The 18,997-nt window shown below is 42.2% G+C and carries 14 protein-coding genes and 1 pseudogene; 8 read left to right on the top strand and 7 right to left on the bottom strand.

The features are described 5' to 3' along the window. Positions 1–497: 497 nt before the first annotated feature. The 4 genes and pseudogenes from KV40_RS04295 to KV40_RS04285 form a co-directional block, all read left to right on the top strand. Positions 498–1,202, top strand: a pseudogene (locus KV40_RS04295) (reverse transcriptase N-terminal domain-containing protein); the annotation flags it as partial. Positions 1,203–1,815: 613 nt separating this feature from the next. After that, complete coding sequence (gene ltrA, locus KV40_RS04290) at positions 1,816–3,477, top strand: group II intron reverse transcriptase/maturase (RefSeq protein WP_036478328.1); 1,662 nt, start codon at positions 1,816–1,818, stop codon at positions 3,475–3,477. Positions 3,478–3,479: 2 nt separating this feature from the next. After that, entirely contained in the window at positions 3,480–3,644 is a 165-nt protein-coding gene (locus KV40_RS34615) for a hypothetical protein (protein ID WP_156113937.1), read from the top strand. 101 nt (positions 3,645–3,745) lie between these two features. Then, entirely contained in the window at positions 3,746–4,738 is a 993-nt protein-coding gene (locus tag KV40_RS04285; RefSeq protein WP_052055342.1) for a group II intron maturase-specific domain-containing protein, read from the top strand. A gap of 291 nt (positions 4,739–5,029) precedes the next feature. Here the strand turns inward: KV40_RS04285 and KV40_RS31805 are convergent, their stop codons facing one another. Then, positions 5,030–5,236, bottom strand: coding sequence for a hypothetical protein (locus KV40_RS31805; RefSeq protein WP_052055341.1), 207 nt, complete (start codon positions 5,234–5,236; stop codon positions 5,030–5,032). Between the two features lie 141 nt (positions 5,237–5,377). Continuing rightward, positions 5,378–9,178 carry an ATP-binding protein gene (locus KV40_RS36025; RefSeq protein ID WP_052055340.1) on the bottom strand — a complete coding sequence of 1,267 codons (3,801 nt, stop codon included), beginning with the start codon at positions 9,176–9,178 and terminating at the stop codon, positions 5,378–5,380. Positions 9,179–9,345: 167 nt separating this feature from the next. On the opposite strand from KV40_RS36025, the gene KV40_RS04270 reads away from it, so the two are divergent. Beyond that, on the top strand, positions 9,346–11,928 hold the full coding sequence (locus KV40_RS04270) for a M1 family metallopeptidase (RefSeq protein WP_036478327.1): 2,583 nt from the start codon (positions 9,346–9,348) through the stop codon (positions 11,926–11,928). A gap of 188 nt (positions 11,929–12,116) precedes the next feature. On the opposite strand, the gene KV40_RS04265 is transcribed toward KV40_RS04270, so the two are convergent. Next, a complete protein-coding gene (locus KV40_RS04265; RefSeq protein WP_036478326.1) occupies positions 12,117–12,761 on the bottom strand; it encodes a phosphoribosyltransferase in 645 nt (214 codons plus the stop codon). Between the two features lie 17 nt (positions 12,762–12,778). Between KV40_RS04265 and KV40_RS34610 the strand changes: the two genes are divergently transcribed. Next, positions 12,779–12,940 (top strand): hypothetical protein, encoded by a 162-nt coding sequence (locus KV40_RS34610; protein ID WP_156113936.1) that lies wholly within the window; start codon positions 12,779–12,781, stop codon positions 12,938–12,940. Positions 12,941–12,957: 17 nt separating this feature from the next. On the opposite strand, the gene tal is transcribed toward KV40_RS34610, so the two are convergent. The 3 genes from tal to KV40_RS04250 all read right to left on the bottom strand — a co-directional run bounded on the left by tal (position 12,958) and on the right by KV40_RS04250 (position 15,365). Beyond that, the gene (tal, locus tag KV40_RS04260) at positions 12,958–14,109 is read right to left on the bottom strand and encodes a transaldolase (RefSeq protein ID WP_036478325.1); all 1,152 of its coding nucleotides are present in this window, start codon (positions 14,107–14,109) and stop codon (positions 12,958–12,960) included. A 258-nt stretch (positions 14,110–14,367) separates the two neighbouring features. Further along, positions 14,368–14,850: a peroxiredoxin gene (locus KV40_RS04255; protein WP_036478324.1), complete on the bottom strand. Its 483-nt coding sequence runs from the start codon at positions 14,848–14,850 to the stop codon at positions 14,368–14,370. 47 nt (positions 14,851–14,897) lie between these two features. Beyond that, entirely contained in the window at positions 14,898–15,365 is a 468-nt protein-coding gene (locus tag KV40_RS04250; RefSeq protein WP_052055339.1) for a hypothetical protein, read from the bottom strand. Between the two features lie 579 nt (positions 15,366–15,944). Here KV40_RS04250 and KV40_RS04245 point away from each other — a divergent pair. Together KV40_RS04245 and KV40_RS04240 are read left to right on the top strand one after the other, a co-directional pair. After that, on the top strand, positions 15,945–17,141 hold the full coding sequence (locus KV40_RS04245; RefSeq protein WP_072013772.1) for a site-2 protease family protein: 1,197 nt from the start codon (positions 15,945–15,947) through the stop codon (positions 17,139–17,141). A 63-nt stretch (positions 17,142–17,204) separates the two neighbouring features. After that, positions 17,205–17,720, top strand: a complete 516-nt coding sequence (locus KV40_RS04240; protein ID WP_036478322.1) for a hypothetical protein — start codon at positions 17,205–17,207, stop codon at positions 17,718–17,720. Between the two features lie 162 nt (positions 17,721–17,882). Here the strand turns inward: KV40_RS04240 and KV40_RS04235 are convergent, their stop codons facing one another. Beyond that, a complete protein-coding gene (locus KV40_RS04235; RefSeq protein WP_036478321.1) occupies positions 17,883–18,980 on the bottom strand; it encodes an ATP-grasp domain-containing protein in 1,098 nt (365 codons plus the stop codon). Between the last annotated feature and the right edge of the window lie 17 nt (positions 18,981–18,997).

Here is an 18,997-nt window from a genome sequence, read left to right as displayed (position 1 = left end):
TTGGGCGCATTCGCGCCCTGCGCTGAAAACGTCTAGCCGCAAGCATGAGTTATATATCCGACTCTGGACTGAGATAATTTCAAGGAAAAGAACCTCGTGGGGTAGAAAAACAAATCATCGCTATCAACCATCTTAACGGTCGAGTAGGGGAAATAAGCTAGTGGTGTCAAAGACCACACCCTACATCTGGAACAACAGATAGAACCAAAGTTCGTTAGATTCCGACCCTCTAACGACGCACAACTAGTTCAACAGGTGGAGAGATGAACTCTAAAGAACTCTAACAAATGGTATGTAGGAACGAAGTAACCTAACCTCATCCCCAGCAATGTCTGGTAGGTATCAAACCGTATGGTGAGATTGGAAAAGATGGGTCAAGAAGCTAATGCCTAACTCGAAGACACGAGTAATGCCAGAAAAAGGATGGGGTAACTCCCAGGATATGCAGACGTGACTCGCAAATGTATCAATGTGTAGAGGTTCAAGTAGTAGCAAATATGCCTAATACAAATTCCGTAAAAACGAAGATTGTGGGATGGGATGATATCGATTGGCGCAAAGTCGAGCGATATGTCTTTAAGCAACAAAAGCGCATTTACACTGCTTCTCGTAAAGGAGACATCAAACAAGTACGAAAACTCCAAAGAACATTGATAAGGTCTTGGTCTAATAAAGCTTTAGCGGTACGACGGGTAACAACAGAAAACAGAGGTAAAAAGACGGCAGGAGTGGATGGGACTAAAAACCTATCCCCAATAGCTCGTATAAAACTCATAGGAGAACTCAAATGTACAGGCAAAAGTAAACCTACTCGTAGAGTTTGGATTCCCAAACCTGGAAAAGAAGAAAAACGTCCATTAGGAATACCCACAATGTACGACCGCGCTTTACAAGGGGTAGTTAAGGCTGCTCTTGAACCAGAATGGGAAGCTTCATTTGAAGATACATCATACGGATTTAGACCAGGAAGGTCATGTCATGATGCAATCAGACACATTAAAGATGCTATCCAAGGCAAAGCCAAATATGTGCTTGACGCTGATATAGCTAAGTGTTTTGACCGTATCAACCATACAGCCCTACTAAATAAAATCAATTACAACGGAAGAATCAGAAGACAAATAAAGTCTTGGTTAAAATCTGGGGTAATCGATCAAGGAATATTCACGGCTGTCACCGATGGAACACCACAGGGAGGGGTCAGTGCGCTGCGAAGCGTACTTTGGTAATGCTCAAGGAGAGTGAAAACTACCAAGAGATAGTACATTCCCTAATGTACTAAGGCTGACCCAGCAGGCAGGGGACAATGAGTAAAAACCTGTTTGAAGCCTGGGGAACAAGGGGCAAAATACTGGCACTCTGTTACAGTATGAGGCTTCGAGCCTGAATTTAACTATGGCTACGAAAGGAATCTTCGTCCGACGCTCCTACACCTTGGACACGCCGCTAAACAACAGAGATGGCGTGAGACATCAGGTAAGTCAATGTTGCACTCGTTTGACTGAAAAGAACTTTCGACGCGGTTCAAATTGCTCTAATTATAAGGGTACAAATTATCAACTGATGTCGGGGATACTAGGTCTGTATCCTTACGGAGTAAAGAAGAAGCCCACGGTTAAATGTAACCACTTACCGAAGTATGAACGTAGGAAGCGCAATAGCTGGTCTGGTCACAGACTGGGTTAACTGCAACTGAAGTAGTTATTGCGTGGCAGAGCCATCGTAGTAGTCCGAGCCAGAAAATAGTCTGGTACATGGCGAAGGATGGCAGTCATTGTTAGAGATACACATAGGAAGTAGAGAGGACTAAGAAGTATGTCCGATATCATCAAAACCCAACGTAGTCTCGCCATAAAAGCAAAGTTCCAGAAGAAACATCAATTTGACCATCTCTATCGGCTCATTTGCCGTCGAGATTGGATTGCCGATGTCCTAAAGACAATTCTCTCAAATAAAGGGTCTAAGACACCAGGAGTCGATGGAATAAGCAAAAAGGCTCTAGAATCAGAGGTAGCAAAGTCTAAATTTGTGAAAGAGCTTGAAAGCGAACTGCGTCAAAAACAGTTCCGCCCAATGCCCGTTCGTCGAATATACATTCCTAAGTCTAACGGTAAAACTCGCCCATTGGGTATTCCTACAATCAAAGACCGAGTAGTACAAATGCTTGTCAAAATGGTGTTAGAACCTATTTATGAAAGCGACTTCTTGAACTGCTCCAACGGTTTTCGACCAGGACGCAGAACACAGGACTGTATCGCCCGATTAGATAGCTACATCAACCGACGCAACAAATACTATTGGGTTATCGAAGGGGATATCAAAGGAGCATTTGACAGCATTCACCATCAAATATTGATAAAACTGCTGGCTCAAAGAATCTCTGATGAAAAGTTCTTAAAACTAATAGAACGATTTCTTGAAGCGGGAATTATGGAAGGTTGTTTGTTCAAACGCACCGAAACGGGAACACCGCAGGGTGCAATCTGCTCGCCAATTTTGGCGAACATCTACTTACATCAGCTAGACCTCTACTGGTGGAACAAATACGGCAATCTTCACCGCAAACAGAAAGAACGTCGTCGAATAAACCACATGGGAAACTGTGCGCTGATTCGATATGCTGATGATTGGCTACTACTTACCAACGGTGGGAAAGCAGAAGCCATCAGGCTAAAAGAAGAGTTTCAAGCCTTCCTCTGGAAAGAACTAAAGCTCGAACTTTCACCAGAAAAAACGCACATAACTCATGTAAATCAAGGTTTTGACTTTTTAGGTTTTCACGTTCAAAGATACGTAAAATCTAATGACCGACCTAAAATGCTGGTCACTCCAGCCCAGGAAAACATTAAAAAGTTGAAGCTCAAGATTAAAGAGATGACGCGACGCAAGTGGTTTCAAGATTCACCATTGCTCAAAATCTCAGCTTTAAACGCAGTACTCAGAGGATGGATTAATTACTATCGCCATACTAACACCAAGAAATTAGCCAAAGATCTAGACTTCTGGGTTAACGAAAGGCTGTTTCTCTGGTTAAGTAAACGGCATAAAGTATCCAAACGAAAAGTACTAGATAGATTCAAACTCCGTGAGAACGGGAAGAGATGGAACTTTGGTGTACTCAACGGGGATAATCACCTTTTTCTTTATAGGATGAGCGATTTACCCCTAAAGAAATACCGTTCTCGTTCACCAGAAAACCCTTATTTAGAAGGGTTTGGAACATTATCAGCAGCACAGCCAGAAATACCTTTATCCCAAATAATCTGGATGGGAAATGCCGAGAACGTCACATGGCGCGAACTCAAAGAGAAAATTAAAGCTGAGAGGGGCGCAAAATGCGAATGTTGTGGCGCACTAGGAAAACTAGACCTGCACCACATCATACCGCGCAAAAGCAAGGGTAAAGACACTGAAGATAATCTTCAGCTACTATGTCGCTCTTGTCATGCCTTAACACCCTCGTTTGGTCGGAGGTAACAATGATGGAAAGCCGTATGACGAGAAATTGTCACGTACGGTTTGGAGAGAGGTATGAAGAAACACATCAATCGCAAGATTGGAAAGTGCGCTTTGTGCCTACTCTATTTAGTCCGCTTTTAGCGAATATAGCCCTTCATGGCATACAGAAGATGTTAAACGGATAATTGAGAATACTAAAATAAGACTGGATAATCCTCCTTATCAGTTACTCAGTAAATCCTGTAGAGTTAAATCTCTAACATTTATAAGATATGCCGATGACTTTTTGGTCATACATAAAAACCTTGAGGTAATCCAAAAGTGCCAAGAATTAATCTCCAAATGGTTAACTGACATTGGCTTAGAACTAAAACCAGAAAAAACCCGAATCGCCCACACTCTAATCCCTGAGCAAAGCGAAGATGGGATAGCAGGTTTCGACTTTCTTGGATATAACATTCGACAATATCCTGTCGGCAGACACAAATCTGCAACCAATTCTCAAGGTCGAAAACTAGGTTTTGTTACACTTATCAAACCCTCTAAACATACTTGCAAAAAGCATCAACAAAGCATAAAGACAGCCATTAAGAAGCATAAGCATTCTTCGCAAATTGACCTAATCAATGAGCTAAACCCAATCATCAGGGGATGGTGCAACTACTTTAGCTTCAGTGATGCCAAAGTAACAAGAACATTTTCAAAGCAAGATAAACTTATCTTCCAGAAATTAAGAGCTTTAGGGGTTTACCGATTCAAAAAGAAAGGACTCAAAGGATTCTATCAAGAGTACTATCGAAAAATCGGGAAAAGAAACTGGGTATTCGCCACTAAGGGAGCGAACCCCCTTATTCTACTCACTCACGATGAATTTAGTTGTAGTTCAAATAAACTTGTAAAAGTGAGAGGCGATAAAAGTCCGTATGACGGCGACCTAGTTTACTGGAGTACCAGAATGGGTAGAAATCCAGAACTACCCAACAACAAAGCCCTGCTGCTTAAAAAGCAAAAAGGGAAATGTAACTGGTGCGGACTTTACTTCCGTAATGGAGATTTGTTAGAAAAAGACCACATTTTAGCTACCGCATTAGGTGGCAAGAATGATTTCTCCAACTACCAATTACTACACGGTGGAAAATGTCACAACGAAAAAACAGCAATCGACCTTACCAAAATCAGAGATAAAAGAGCCTCAGACTTCATCAAGGAATTGTTTCTTGAATGGTCTAAGGTCAAATTCACCTGGATAAATGACATCCCTGTTTTGGTTGAAAGCTGAGAAGTCAGTTAATGACAAAGTGGATACATTTGAGTAGCCGTGTGATGGGAAACTATCACGCACGGTTTCGGACGAGAGGGGAGCGATGGAAACATCCTCCTCGACTCTTCTCGGAACGCTCCAGCGTTCATCTCGATGATGTGATGATTGACTCAAAACCCGTTCAAACACTTCGGCAGGAAAAGTTAACAGTCTTTGAGATAGAGCTTGCTGTGATACACAGGTTGCTTTGACCCATAGAAGATTTTCACGAGCGAGCATTCGATTCAGTTCTCTGACTGATGGCACTTGTCACCAAACCTGAGTTAATACTGCTGCTAGCATCAACGGCAAACCCAAAATTCTCTCTCTCATCCCTAATGAACGATAGTAAGCTAACTGATTGTAAACACAGGGTTTGACCAAATCCTCTAGCTGTTGAGCAATTACTTTATTATCTATATTGGGATGAGTTCTATTTCTGGCGTGGTCTCTGATGCTTTTTTGTGAGTGTGCCATTTAACTTACGATTCGAGCGCTCTGGAGGACAAAATTGATATTTACTACCCCGTTTAAAATTCCAACACTCCATAACTTGACTGCATTTGACAACTTGTACTTTTTCTTAACTTGTCACCAATAACCAATACCCATTACCCATTACTCACTACCCACTGAAAAGTAAAACGTTGCGCCGCGACCTACCTCACCTTCAGCCCAAACGCGTCCGCCGTGACGATGAACGATCCTTTTTACCTGAGCGAGTCCCACGCCAGTTCCTGCAAACTGCTCTTGAGAATGCAGGCGTTGAAAAAGCTCGAAAAGCCGATCGTGGTATTCCATGTCAAACCCTACTCCATTGTCTTTAACAAAAAAAACGATTTCGCCATTGCTTTTGCTACTACCAATGGTAATTTCAGCTTCGGTGCGATCGCTAGTGTACTTAATCGCATTAGACATTAAGTTTTGCAGCACCAACCGCAGCAAAGTTGGATCTCCTAGCACTTCTGGTAGTGGCTCGATTTGCCAATGCACGACTCGTTCCTCTATCTCTAATTCTAGTTGCTGTTGTACCAACTGCACCAATATACCCATCGGCACTCGGACAAGGCGTAGTGGTGCCTGTCCCAGGCGCGAAAATTCCAGCAGACTATGCACCATTTGTTGAGACTGTTCGGCAGATTGCACGACGATCTTAAAATACCTTTTATTAGTAGGGTCGAGTTTTGAGTTGAGTTTTGCTTGCAGCTTTTTGGCAAAGCTACTGATATAGTGTAGGGGCGTTTGCAAATCGTGGGAAACCGAATAAGAAAACGCTTCCAACTCTTGGTTGATGGCTTTTAGTCGAGCGGTACGTTCTCGCACTCGATATTCTAAAATTTTGTTCTGTTCGTGCATTTCTTGCATCGCTCGTTCGCGGTGAATTGCTTCCCGACGCATTTGGACTAAGTTTAAGTGGCTATTAACTCGCGCTAATAGCTCACGTGGCGAAAAAGGTTTGATTAAATAGTCATCTGCACCAGCAGCCAACCCTTCCACCCGCGATTCTTCCCCTGCACGAGCGGAAAGTAAAATAATTGGTATTTCTTGAGTATTAGGATCGGCTCTGAGCGATCGCAGTAACTCAAATCCATCCATCTCTGGCATCATGATGTCCGCCAGTATTAGATCGTACCTATTGCTACTATCATTTTCTTCAACCGCTTCGCGAATTTTGTTCAGGGCAGCCAATCCATTATTAGCGGTTGCCACCTGGTAATCTGGGCTTAATAATTTTTGGAGATAGTTTTGCAAATCTGCATTATCATCCACGATCGGAATGCGCCCTCTCTTACTGTTGGTAGTGGGAAGCTCGGAAGACAGGGTTATTTCTTCTTGTGGTAGCCAGCGTTGAGCTTCTGCCACAATGGAATTAGCGGTTCTCGCTGTAGAAGTTGGGGTGGGAATATCTGTTGGGGACTTAGTTTCGTTTTGCTGTAAGGGGTTGCCAGATAAATGCTCTTTTCCTAGAGGAATTGTCACGGTAAAGGTCGTACCGCGATCGACTTCGCTGCTCACCTCAATTTCACCCCCTTGAAGTTTCACCAGTTCTCGTACCAGAGATAAACCAATACCCGACCCTTCAGAACTACGTCCCTGTCTTCCCTGAATTTGATAAAAGCGATCGAAAACATGAGGTAATTCTTCAACATCAATTCCGATCCCCGTATCCCTAACGATTAGTTGTACTCGATCTTCTGGAGTGGCTTGCAAAGAAACAACAATAGTTCCCTCTTGGGTAAATTTAAAGGCATTAGAAAGCAGATTCAAAACAATTTTTTCCCACATCGAACGATCTATATAAACCAACTTTGGTAAGGGGGGACAATCGACCACAAATTCTAATCCTCCATCCTCGATCGCCGAACGAAAGGTGCTTGCCAGTTCTGCCGTATAAGTAGCTAAATCTGTAGGTTCGTAGTTGGCTTGCAGTCGTCCTGCTTCCACGCGGGAAAAATCCAGCAGAGTATTTACCAATTTAAGTAGGCGTAAACTGTTACAATGTGCTAACTGTAGCCGTTCTCGTTGTGGTTCGGGTAGGGGATAGTTGAGATCTTTTAAGGCATCTTCTAAAGGAGCGAGTAATAAGGTCAGGGGAGTACGGAATTCATGACTGATATTACTAAAAAAAATAGTTTTGGCGCGATCGAGTTCTGCTAGGTTTTCGGCACGATCGCGTTCTTTTTCCCGCTCTGCTTGTTCTCGAACTCGTTGAATTTCCAATTCCCGTAAAGCTGCTTCGGCTTGTTTGCGCTCGGTGATATTACTGGCTGCTCCGAACCACTCAATAATTTCACCTTGCTCGTTCAGCATGGGGATGGCACGCGAGAACGTCCAGCCGATCTTGCCATTCTGTTGAATAACTCGATGTTCTAACTCAAACTGACTCTTGGTTCGGATTGATTCTTGAATGGTAGCCCATACCAGCGATCGCTCTTGTTTGGGAATATAGGTTTCTATCCAGGTTTGGCTTGAGTGCTTGGTACTGACAAGGAAGTTTTTGCCTTCGAGGCTATACATCTCATGCCAATCTGCACTCATTTTGTAGATTAGATCCGAGCCAGCAGTGACTAATAAGCGAAATTTTGTTTCGCTCTCGTGTAGGGCTGTTTTAATTTGCCACCGTTCGATCTCATCGGCAGCTTGACGCGCCAGTAAATCGAGAAACTGTAATTCGCGCTCTGTCGGTCGGTGGTGTTTGCACCAATGAGTTGAAAACATCCCGATGGGTTTACCCGAACGGGAGATTAGGGGGGTTGACTGCGACGAATAAAATCCCGCTTCTAGGTGCATTCGCAGCGAGCCATCGGGGTCTTCGCTGGCTGGCACATCGAAATCTATAAAAGTGCGATCGCCCTCTGCCAGGGCAATGCCACAAGGAGTCTGGGAATTGGCGTTGACGCGATAGAAATGTTCGGTCATGGTGCGCTCAAAACCTTGAGTTGCTAGTAGCAGAAGATCTTCGGTTTCTTCATCCAAAATTTGTATCGTTCCCGCATCGGCTTTCGTTAGAGCAATTGCCGTTGCCACAATTTCGTCGTAAAGCACCTGAATATTATTTTCAGTAACCAGTCGCGTGCTTAAATCGTGCAGCAATTGTGTAGCTTCAAGGTCTGCCTTCAAGACTGCTTCAGCTTGTTTGCGCTCGCTGATGTCGTAAGAAACCGCAAGCACGGCATAAATCTCACCCTGTGAGTCACTTAGGGGAGTTCCACGAGAGATATAGGTAGAGCCATGAGCGTTGTGTTCCCAGGAGAATGTCTTCCCTGCTAGAACCTGACGATATAATTCCTCATATTTGCTGGTTAATTCGGGGGGAAGTGCCTCAAAAATTGTGCGCCCAACCAGATCTTCGGGTTTAAATCCCGCAGTGTAAAGAGCTTCGCCTTCGGCAAGTAAATAGCGCAGATCGCGATCGACAACAAACACTGCTCCGACTGGCAAATTCTCGATCGCCTGAAAATTAAATCCACTTTCAATTTGCCTTTCCGAACGCTGCTGTGTCTGACTCGTACTGTTGGCGATCGCTTCGCTGGTGGATTGCTCCATCGCCCCTTGCAAAGAGTTGCAGAGTTTATCTGGGGTAATTCGCTCTTTTATTAAGTAGTCTGCCGCCCCTGCTTTGAGAAAGAGTACGGCTATTTCTGCATCGTCAATACCGATAGCGATAATTGGCGGACAACTTTGCCCCATCTGAGTTTTGAGCCATTTTAGTACTTCCAAGCCAGAGGACTCTGGGCGATCGGACTCTAAAATAATAATATCGATCCGATCTGTCTGGCACAGAGCTAAAATTTGCTCGTCAGATGATGCGCTTAAAAAGCGATACTCAGATTTATCATCTTGCTGTAACGAGTGCTGGTACTCTTTAACATCTCCCACACCAGCGACGAGCAAAACTGTTCGAGCGGACTTTACCATTGCGGATACCAGTGCAAACTAGATGACCAAAATTGTTTTGGCTCTATATCAAATATTAGTAGGTAAACAAAATTGTATAAAAGTCAATTTATTAGTACGTAGCAATCGAACTGGTTTACTCGATATCTTTATAAGCAGTAGCTCTAATAAAAATTGCCTAAATATTTATGTCGCACAATTATTCTTATTTTGATGTTGAAGAACGTCCCTCTTTTGAACTCCCAGGGGCAAAACCGCACTATAATCCCGATCGCCCAGGACAGGTAAATCATATTAAATTAGATTTGGAGTTAGATATACCCCAGAAAAGTTTTGCGGGAACCTGTACCATTACTATAACTCCAATACGTTCTGGTATCGAACAGCTAACTCTCGATGCAGTAGATTTAGAAATCGAATCGGTTTTAGTCGATGAAGTAAGTCAGAATTTTGACTATGACGGCGAACAAATAAAGATTGACTTATCCCAACCGACCACTACCGAAGCAGTAAAAGTAGCGATCGCCTATAAAGTAGAACAGCCACAACGAGGACTTTACTTTATCAGCCCTACCGAACACTATCCCAACAAACCCACTCAGGTATGGACGCAGGGAGAGGATGAGGACTCCAGGTTTTGGTTTCCCTGCTTTGACTATCCAGGACAGTTAGCTACCTCCGAAATTCGCGTCCGCGTTCCCCAAGAATACATGGCAGTATCCAACGGGGAATTAGTCAACACCGAAACTGTCGGCAAAGACAAGATCTATCACTGGCACCAACAGCAGGTTCATCCTACTTATCTAATGACTTTGGCGGTAGGAGACTTTGCCGAGATTAAAGATAAATGGCGCGATATTCCCGTTAACTATTACGTAGAGAAAGGACGAGAGGCAGATGGCAAACGCAGCATGGAAAAAACGCCGCGCATGGTCGAGTTTCTCTCTAAGAAATACGGCTATGACTATCCCTATCCCAAATACGCTCAAGTTTGCGTTGATGATTTTATCTTTGGCGGGATGGAGAATACTTCCACTACTCTGCTTACCGATCGCTGTTTGTTAGACGAACGGGCAAAGATCGACAATATGCGTACGGAAAGTTTGGTGTTGCACGAATTAGCGCATCAATGGTTTGGCGACTTGGTAGTAATCAAACACTGGTCGCACGCCTGGATTAAAGAGGGTATGGCTTCTTATGCCGAAGTTTTTTGGACGGAAGCCGAATACGGCAAAGACGACGCGGCTTATTATCTGTTAAATGAAGCCCGTACCTATATCGAAGAAGACAGTTCGCGCTATCGTCGTCCCATTGTTACTAACGTCTATCGCGAGGCGATCGAACTTTACGATCGCCATCTCTATGAAAAAGGTGCCTGCGTCTATCACATGATTCGCGCAGTATTGGGAGATGAACTATTCGATAAAGCCATTCAAACTTTTGTAAACGACAATGCCCATCGGACAGTAGAAACCATAGATTTATTGCGGGCGATCGACAAAGCCACTGGCTATAATTTATCACCTTTATTCGATCGCTATGTCTTTCGCGGCGGTCATCCCGATTTTAAAGTAGCCTATAGTTGGGATGGGGATAGCAATTTAGCCTGTATAACCGTAACTCAAGAACAGGCTAAAAAAGAACTTTCGGGTAGCAACAGCGAACTATTCGATCTTAAAATTTCACTTGCTTTTGGCTATATTGGCGATAAAAAACCAAAACTACAACCTTTTAGCCTCCGCATCCATCAAAAAGAGCAAAGCTTCTATTTTCCTTTAGACAAAAAACCCGACTTTATTAGCTTTGATGTAGACAATAACTGGCTAAAAACCGTCAATTTACAGTATCCCGTTACCGAACTTAAAAATCAACTGCAACACGACCCCGATCCGATTTCTCGTATCTATGCTGCCGCAGCACTTACTAAAAAAGGCGGTTTGGAAATAGTCAAAGCTTTAGGTAAAGCTCTGAAAAGCGATCGCTTCTGGGGTGTAAGGGTAGAAGTTGCCAAACAACTCGGTAAAATTAAACTCGACCAGGCTACCGAAACTTTAATGTCTGGGCTAAATGATGCCGATGCCAGGGTGCGTCGCGCCGTTATCGAAGCTTTGAGTAATTTTAAGAATGCTTCTTGCTACAACACGATCGCCCAATGCCTAAATAAAGGTGATGCCAGTTACTACACTGAAGCTGCCTGCGCTCGTAGCATAGGGGGAATGGTAGCAGGTAATCTCAAAGAAAAACAGTCTGAGGCAATTTCCCTACTGCAACAAGTCTTAGAAAATCGTGGAGGTTGGAATGAAGTAGTACGTTCAGGCGCGATCGCTGGCTTGAGCAAAATGAAAACCGTTCCCGAAGCGGTAGATATTATTAGCGAATACACCAAACCTGATGTACCGCAGCCTTTAAGACTCGCGGCAATTCGTTCTTTGGGTACGGTTTCTACGGGTCAAACACCCGACAAAGTTGGGGCAATTTTAGAACGCTTAGAAGCCATTGCGGGGGAATCTTTCTTTTTAACTCAAGTAGCAGTAGTTTCGGCTTTGAGTCAGATGGAAACTTCTGGCGCGATCGCGATTCTCAATGCCCTGGCAGCACAAACTCCCGATGGTAGGGTACGCCGTAGGGCAGAAGAAGCCGTTACCAAAGTGCAGAAAAATTTGGGTTCGGATAAGGCAGTTAAAGAGTTACGCCAAGAACTCGATTTGCTCAAACAAGATAATCAGGAATTGAAAAGTCGTTTGGAAAAATTAGAAGCAAAAGAACAGTGAGCAATGAACAATGAGCAATGAGCAATGAGCAGTCAGCAATGAACAATAAAGTTTAACTACTTATTGTTAAATATTAATGTTTCAATGTTCGTAGAGCGTGAAAACAAAAAAAAGTTTGTATCAACATTTTCTGTTTTCACTGCTTTCACTGCTTTCACTGCTTTCACTGCTTTCACTGCTTTCACTCTTTAACTTCTTGCTGCTGCTCGTTCCAGTAGATCGATAATTTCTGCATCTTCTGTGGGTGAAAACTGCTTGTAGCAAAGCCCAACGGCAAAAAACTGCTCTGGTGTTTCAGCACAGACGACTCGATCTGCTCCAATTAAATGTTTATCGCAAGTTTCGGGAGCCGATACCGCTACAGCAGCTACAATTTGTTGGGGATGCTGCTGTCTTATCGCGGTTACGGCAGCACGCATAGTAGCACCAGTTGCCAAACCGTCATCAACCAAAATTATAATTCGTCCTTCGACATCTAATATAGGGCGATTGTGTCGGTAAACTCGTTCGCGACGTAGTAATTCTCGTTCTTCTATAGCGATTACTTTAGAGATTGCCTCTTTACTTAAATTTTTTTGGGCGATTAGTTTTTCATTTAAAATACAAATGCCACCACTGGCGATCGCGCCCATTGCTAATTCTTTATTTCCAGGAACGCCTAATTTACGTACTAAAAAAACATCTAATGGTGCATCGAGTGCTTTAGCAACCTCAAAAGCAACAGGAACGCCACCACGCGCCAAACCAAGTACCAAAACATCACGATTGTTGGCATACGCCGTCAACTTTTCAGCTAGCCGTTGTCCTGCATCGGTTCGATCTTGAAATAACATGATAGTTTTCGCGTGATTTGACAGGCGACGATTGGTTTTTGTCTACCGAATATATACTTCCAAACAAGTCAAACTTCAACGATTTAATTTTACCAAGAGAAGATAAAGCTGGCGATCGACAAAATCCCACCTTTAGTAAAGATGGGATAGTTAATGTCTGCTTTGCTAACTGCGTTTAACAGTCAAATTAAAGAAACTAAACTGGAGATAGCTGCTTGACTTTACTTTCTAAAGTTTGTTGCAGAGAATCAAAGGGTTTGATAAATTTATCGATTCCTTCTTCGAGAAGTTCGTACATCACTTCGTCTAAATCAATCTCAACGTCTGGGTCTTTAAGACTTTCCAGCAAGCGATAGGATTCTTCTACGTTAATTTCAATGCGATTAGCAGCAGGATCGCAGTGGTCGGCACAGGCTTGCATAGTATCGGGTGGCATGGTGTTTACCGTATTGGGTGCAACCAACTCATTGACGTACATCACGTCACTATATTTGGGATTTTTGGTGCTGGTACTCGCCCATAAAAGTCGCTGTAGGTTCGCGCCTTTCTCTTTCAAGGCTTGCCAGCGATCGCTTTTAAGAATTTCTTGCTGCTTTTGATAGGCTACTTTAGCGTTGGCGATCGCAACTTTACCTTGTATTTGCTGCAAACGAGATTCTTCACCTAAATTTTCTGTACCAATATTCTTTAGCCTTTCATCGATGCGATCGTCGATTTTAGTATCGATGCGGCTGAGAAAGAAGCTGGCGACTGAAGCAATCTTATCAATCGGCTGGTTTTTAGCCACTCTATCTTCTAAACCTCGAATATATGCCCAGGCAGCATTTTCATAGCTCTCTACTGAAAACAATAGAGTAACGTTGACATTGATACCTTGAGAAATTACTCTTTCCACTGCGGGAAAACCTTCGGGTGTTCCAGGTATTTTAATCATTACATTGTCGCGATCGATAGCTCGATAAAAGCGTAATGCTTCTTCTACCGTACCTGGAGTATCTCTGGCTAAGCGTGGAGAAACTTCAATACTTACATAGCCGTCGAGTCCTCCCGTCTGTTCGTAAATCGGACGAAACAGATCGCAAGTATGGCGAATATCGTCAAAGATTAAAGACTCATAAATTTCGCTTACCGACTTACCTGCTTTAACACCTGCTTCAATGTCGGCATCGTAAATTTGATTGCCAGCAATTGCTTTTTCAAAAATGCTGGGATTGGAGGTAATTCCCCGTATTCCGTAGTCTTCAATCATCTGTTTTAGTTCTCCAGACTCAATCAGACTGCGGTTGAGATTATCCATCCAAATGCTTTGTCCGTAGTTATCGATTTCTAAAAGTGGATTATTAGTCATGGTTTATAATTTTTTAAAGGGAATAGGCAACAGGCAATAGGCAATAGGGATTCGTGACAAGTTAAGGGACTACGCTGTCTGTCAATCGGTTCGTAGCTATAAACAGTAATCTTTTGTAAGACATTATTTAATACGCAACGCCTATCGCCTTTTTATTTGGAAAAAGTTTAAGGCTGTAAGTTTAATTTCTTGCTCAAAAACTAGAGCCTCAAACCTATAAATTCAAGTAGTGGCATTTCTACTCAAACGACTATCAAACTACAGTTTGGCTAATACTTTTTCGGCGGTGCTGGCTTCTACTTCGCCCATTTTGTCTACTTCTAATTCCTTCACTACACCATTTTCTACTATAGCTGCATAGCGTTGCGATCTAATGCCAAAGCCCATATCACTCATGTCGGCTTCCATACCCATCGCTTTTGTAAACTTAGCGTCGCTGTCGGCAAGCATCATTATTTTGTCGTTGGCATTTGTAGCTTTGCCCCAAGCATCCATTACGAAGGGATCGTTGACAGAAACACAGGCAATAGCATCTATATTATGCTGTTTAATCTGTTCTGCTTGCCGAACGAAGCCTGGTAAATGATCGTTGGAACAGGCAGGAGTAAACGCCCCCGTAACTGCTACCAGCACTACTTTTTTATCAGAAAATAGTTTGTCGGTAGATATCTCTTCTGGCTCTCCAGAACTTAGCAATGATAGGTTTGTAGAAGGAACGCGATCGCCTACAGAAATACTCATTATTGTTGCTCCTAAATTAAATTTATGTAAATGTAATTGCTTTTTGTTTATGATGCTTTGTTGTCCAAACCAATGTTAAAGGTAACTTCGCGAACCCCTGGTATAGATTTTGTTTGTTCTACTAGATCGTGTGCGGTATCTTTATCTTTTACTCTTCCTGTCAGTCTTACCGAACCACTAGCCACACCAATCGTGACACTATCACCAGCGTAATCTCTAATGCTTTGTTCGATGGTTTCATTATCGACGGGCATTTGTTCGGCAGTGGTTTGCTCTACATGCTCCAAACCGCTATAGTGACTGCCATCGGGAGTTAGTTTGAGATCTTCTTCAAACTGTTGCTGTTCTTCTGTTAGAGCGCGATCGTTAGCTCCTAAAGCTGCGATATTGGTTGTTGCTAGGGCAGGTAAACTAGTAAAGTAAGTTATTAGAGTTACTGCTATTAAAACTGCTAGAGAACTTGTCAAACGTTTAATATTACCAAAACGGTAAATTGCCGCGATCGCTACAGTCAAACAAATAAATAGATAAAAGTCATTTAATATCTCTCTCCAATTTTTACTCTTTTTTTATTACTCAAACAACTACTGCTCTAAATCGAATATTTTCAAAATTTGGCAGCATAAAATCTTTGCTTGAATAAAACAAATAATTTTATAAAAAAGTTTTAGTCTATTTATTTTTATTGCAGAATACTTACTGAGATTATTCATCCTTCGGAAGATAGGGAAAACAGCGAACAACGAACAGCGAACAGAAATAACTGATAACTGCTTATTGATATTTGCTCACTGCTCATTGCTCATTGATGAATCCACCATAAGGTAGACGAGAAGTAAATCCAAATTCAGTTAGCTTGAACTTAAGAAAAGTTAATTCAAATTAAACTGACAAGCGATTGCAAAACTTATTTATTTTATTTATTGGTGTGTCGATATATACCTCGTAAAACTTATTAGCAAAGTTTAAAATTTAACTTTTAAGTTTAATAACTAGTAATTTAATTAATTGGCTTTTAATAGCGCGATCGCTTCGATTAACAAAAAATAAGTATTAGCTTTAAAAGCACTGAAAACTATTTATATGGAGGAATAATGCAAGGATTTAGATTAGCTTCGATTTTCGGTTTTGAAATTCGTGTCGATCTCTCATGGCTGCTGATTTTCTTTTTAATCTTATGGACTCTAACGGCAGATTTGTTTCCCTTTAACTATCCAGGATTAAACAACAGCACTTACATAGTCATGGGTACGGCAGGAACGCTGTTGTTTTTCACCTCTTTATTACTACACGAAATTTCGCATTCACTGGTAGCAAAGGCTAAAGATATTCCCGTAGAAGGAATCACTTTGTTTGCCTTTGGCGGTGTATCTCGCACGCGGATGGATGCCGAAACCCCAGGAGATGAGTTTCAAATTGCAGTGGTAGGTCCATTAACTAGCCTGGCACTATCTGGGTTGTTTGCTCTAGTTTCTTATTTTGGACAGAGTAACGGTTGGAATATTGCCGTAACAGGAGTAGCTTCTTACCTTGCCTGGATCAATCTGGTTCTGGCTATTTTTAACCTCCTACCAGGATTTCCTCTCGATGGCGGACGGTTGTTTCGTTCGACGGTCTGGAAATTTACCAATAACCTGAAAACTGCTACTCGCGTCGCTTCAATTGGCGGTAGAATCTTAGGTTTTGGCTTAATTGCTTTAGGCTTCTGGCAGTTATTTAGTCCCGTACCTAATTTGATTGGTGGACTATGGCTAATTTTGATTGGCTGGTTTTTAAACAATGCCGCAGCAACCAGTTATCGAGAATTAGTACTTCGTACTATGCTAGAAGGTTCTCGCGTCAAAGAAGTAATGACCCTGCAACCAGAAACAGTACCAGCCGACCTAAACTTAGAAGAATTAATGGATAATTACTTTTTCAATCGTTACTATCAATCTTTTCCCGTAATCGAAAGCGATCGCGCCATTGGTATGATTACTCTCAATCAGGTAAAAGGAGTAGCGAGACAAAAATGGACGCAGCACACAGTAAAAGAGATGATGATTCCCATTGAAGAAAATATTGCCATCGAACCGCAAAAAGACATGACTACTGCTTTAACTCAAATGCAGGAAGCGCGATCGCGTCGGTTATTAGTTATGGATAATGGCAACCTGGCGGGTATTATCTCGGCAACGGATATTGCTAACTGGCTACGGCGACAGCAAGAATTTGGCGATACTCTACCGAAAAAAGTCTTTAAACGACCTCAAAGACAAGAAGCCAGTCAAATTCCCTCTAGCCAAACATAAATTTTTTAGGCAACTATCTTAATAAATTTCAGTTTACTCTCGATCGCAAATCTCATTATGATTATGAATTATCTCATTGCAGTTTTAGAAACCAAACAAGAAGCAGATTCTGCTTCTTATGCTTTAGAAAAAGAAGGCATACCCAAAGAAAAAACAACTATTCTCGGTGAAGGTTATCAAAGTGCCGATGAATTTGGCTTAATTAATCCCAATCAACAAGCTAAAAAGGGAGCAAAAAAACTAGTTTACTGGCTCATTCCCTTTGGCTTTGCCGCAGGTTACGCTTTTAATGTGTTAACTGGCATTCAAATTTTCCCAGGAGATAACTCTTTAATCGACCATATAACTGGTGGCGTTTTAGGGGCGGCTTCTGGTGCCTTCGGAGCTTTTGTCGTCGGTGGTGGCGTAGGCTTGACTACAGGTAGCGGCGATGCTCTAACCTATCGCAATCGTCTCAATGAAGGTAAATATATAGTTGTCGTTAAAGGTACGGATAGTTTGGTTCGTCAGGCAACTAGAGTCTTGCGTCAATTTGAACCCGAATACATTCAGGGATACGAAGAACCTGTAAATGCTTGATTTCCCTCTGTTTGAGACAAAATAGCCAGTAAATTATCAATGAGCAACGATCGTTTGACAACGAACAATGAGCAGCGATCGATAAACAATTGTTATTTAGCGTTTGAACTATTGAGTTTTAATCGATTGTTCCCTGTTCATTGCTCATTGTTCATTGGTGAATTACTCCAATCTTTCTTTTAAACCTTGTCTTAATTTGTCTTGTTCGTCGAGGGAACCTGCAAGCAACACGGCAATTTTGCCTACTAGTATGCTGCCCCAGTTAACTAAAATTACCCCAGTTTTTTGAGCGGGATCGTATTCCAAGCCTTTAAGATTTAAATCTTCAAGAGATTTGTGATTGCTAGTAAATGTCTCGCTAGACCAACTATCGATGTTTAGCTTTCGCGCTATTCCCGTAGGATAACTCGCGCCGTTAAATCGCGGGTTGCATTCGATCGCATAGTACTGTGTTTTATCTTCTTTATCTATTACCGCCACGTCAAAAGCAAATATTTCTCTCATGCCTTTTTCTGCCATCCAGTTTGCCATCGGCTCGACTATATCCCAAGGTTGATAGGCTGTAGGATAGCGATTGCCTTGATGGGCAAAACCATCTAGTATTTGCTCGGTTGCGACTAAAGGTTCGACTCCTGCTTTGGTAATTTGATATTGAAGATTTAAAAATCTCGGTGTAACTACTTCTTGTTGCAACTGTAAGGGTATATCGTCAGCTAGATTTGTAAGTGCTTCATCTAATTCCTGGCGATCTTCGCAGCGATAGATACCTACCCCGTCAACGGATACTGCTGGTTTGAGATAGCAGGGATAGGGAATTTTATCGTTACTCAATAGCTGCGCTTTAGTTGAGGCACAAATTGTGAGTGGTACGGGTACGTTTAATTCTTCTGCCAAACGAATAAAATTGTTTTTAGAATTAATAAATTCAACTACCATTTTCCACTCTAGATAGCCATCGCTAGTCTCTCGGTCGGAATCGAGCATTTCATCACAAAAAATAAATACCGAGGTTTCGCGATCGGGGTAGTCTTTAAATTTCTGAAATGACACATCCCAAATTGGGTTTTGGCTATGACTCAAACCAATATTGTCATAGTGAGAAGTAATTGCTTGCCACTGGCTTTTTAACTCTGGATGAAGTTGAATTATATCTTCTGGTTCGGTCATACCTAGCACTCTACCCGAATAAAGATAGTTGCCTGAAACGGCATCATGGGTACAGTGCATGATGTCGTGATTAAAAATTTTCTTTCGAGACATTATTAAAATTGAAATGA

Origin of the sequence: Myxosarcina sp. GI1, from assembly GCF_000756305.1 — a bacterium.
Taxonomy (GTDB): domain Bacteria; phylum Cyanobacteriota; class Cyanobacteriia; order Cyanobacteriales; family Xenococcaceae; genus Myxosarcina.
Note: the sequence above shows the minus strand (reverse complement) of the source record. Positions and strands in the feature narration are given on the sequence as shown.

What these genes read in the sequence shown, in the direction of transcription:
- ltrA (WP_036478328.1), top strand. Translation starts at nt 1,816, where the DNA reads ATGTCCGATATCATCAAAACCCAACGTAGTCTCGCCATAAAAGCAAAG.
- KV40_RS34615 (WP_156113937.1), top strand. Translation starts at nt 3,480, where the DNA reads ATGATGGAAAGCCGTATGACGAGAAATTGTCACGTACGGTTTGGAGAG.
- KV40_RS31805 (WP_052055341.1), bottom strand. Translation starts at nt 5,236, where the DNA reads ATGGCACACTCACAAAAAAGCATCAGAGACCACGCCAGAAATAGAACT.
- KV40_RS36025 (WP_052055340.1), bottom strand. Translation starts at nt 9,178, where the DNA reads ATGGTAAAGTCCGCTCGAACAGTTTTGCTCGTCGCTGGTGTGGGAGAT.
- KV40_RS04270 (WP_036478327.1), top strand. Translation starts at nt 9,346, where the DNA reads ATGTCGCACAATTATTCTTATTTTGATGTTGAAGAACGTCCCTCTTTT.
- KV40_RS04265 (WP_036478326.1), bottom strand. Translation starts at nt 12,761, where the DNA reads ATGTTATTTCAAGATCGAACCGATGCAGGACAACGGCTAGCTGAAAAG.
- tal (WP_036478325.1), bottom strand. Translation starts at nt 14,109, where the DNA reads ATGACTAATAATCCACTTTTAGAAATCGATAACTACGGACAAAGCATT.
- KV40_RS04255 (WP_036478324.1), bottom strand. Translation starts at nt 14,850, where the DNA reads ATGAGTATTTCTGTAGGCGATCGCGTTCCTTCTACAAACCTATCATTG.
- KV40_RS04245 (WP_072013772.1), top strand. Translation starts at nt 15,945, where the DNA reads ATGCAAGGATTTAGATTAGCTTCGATTTTCGGTTTTGAAATTCGTGTC.
- KV40_RS04240 (WP_036478322.1), top strand. Translation starts at nt 17,205, where the DNA reads ATGAATTATCTCATTGCAGTTTTAGAAACCAAACAAGAAGCAGATTCT.
- KV40_RS04235 (WP_036478321.1), bottom strand. Translation starts at nt 18,980, where the DNA reads ATGTCTCGAAAGAAAATTTTTAATCACGACATCATGCACTGTACCCAT.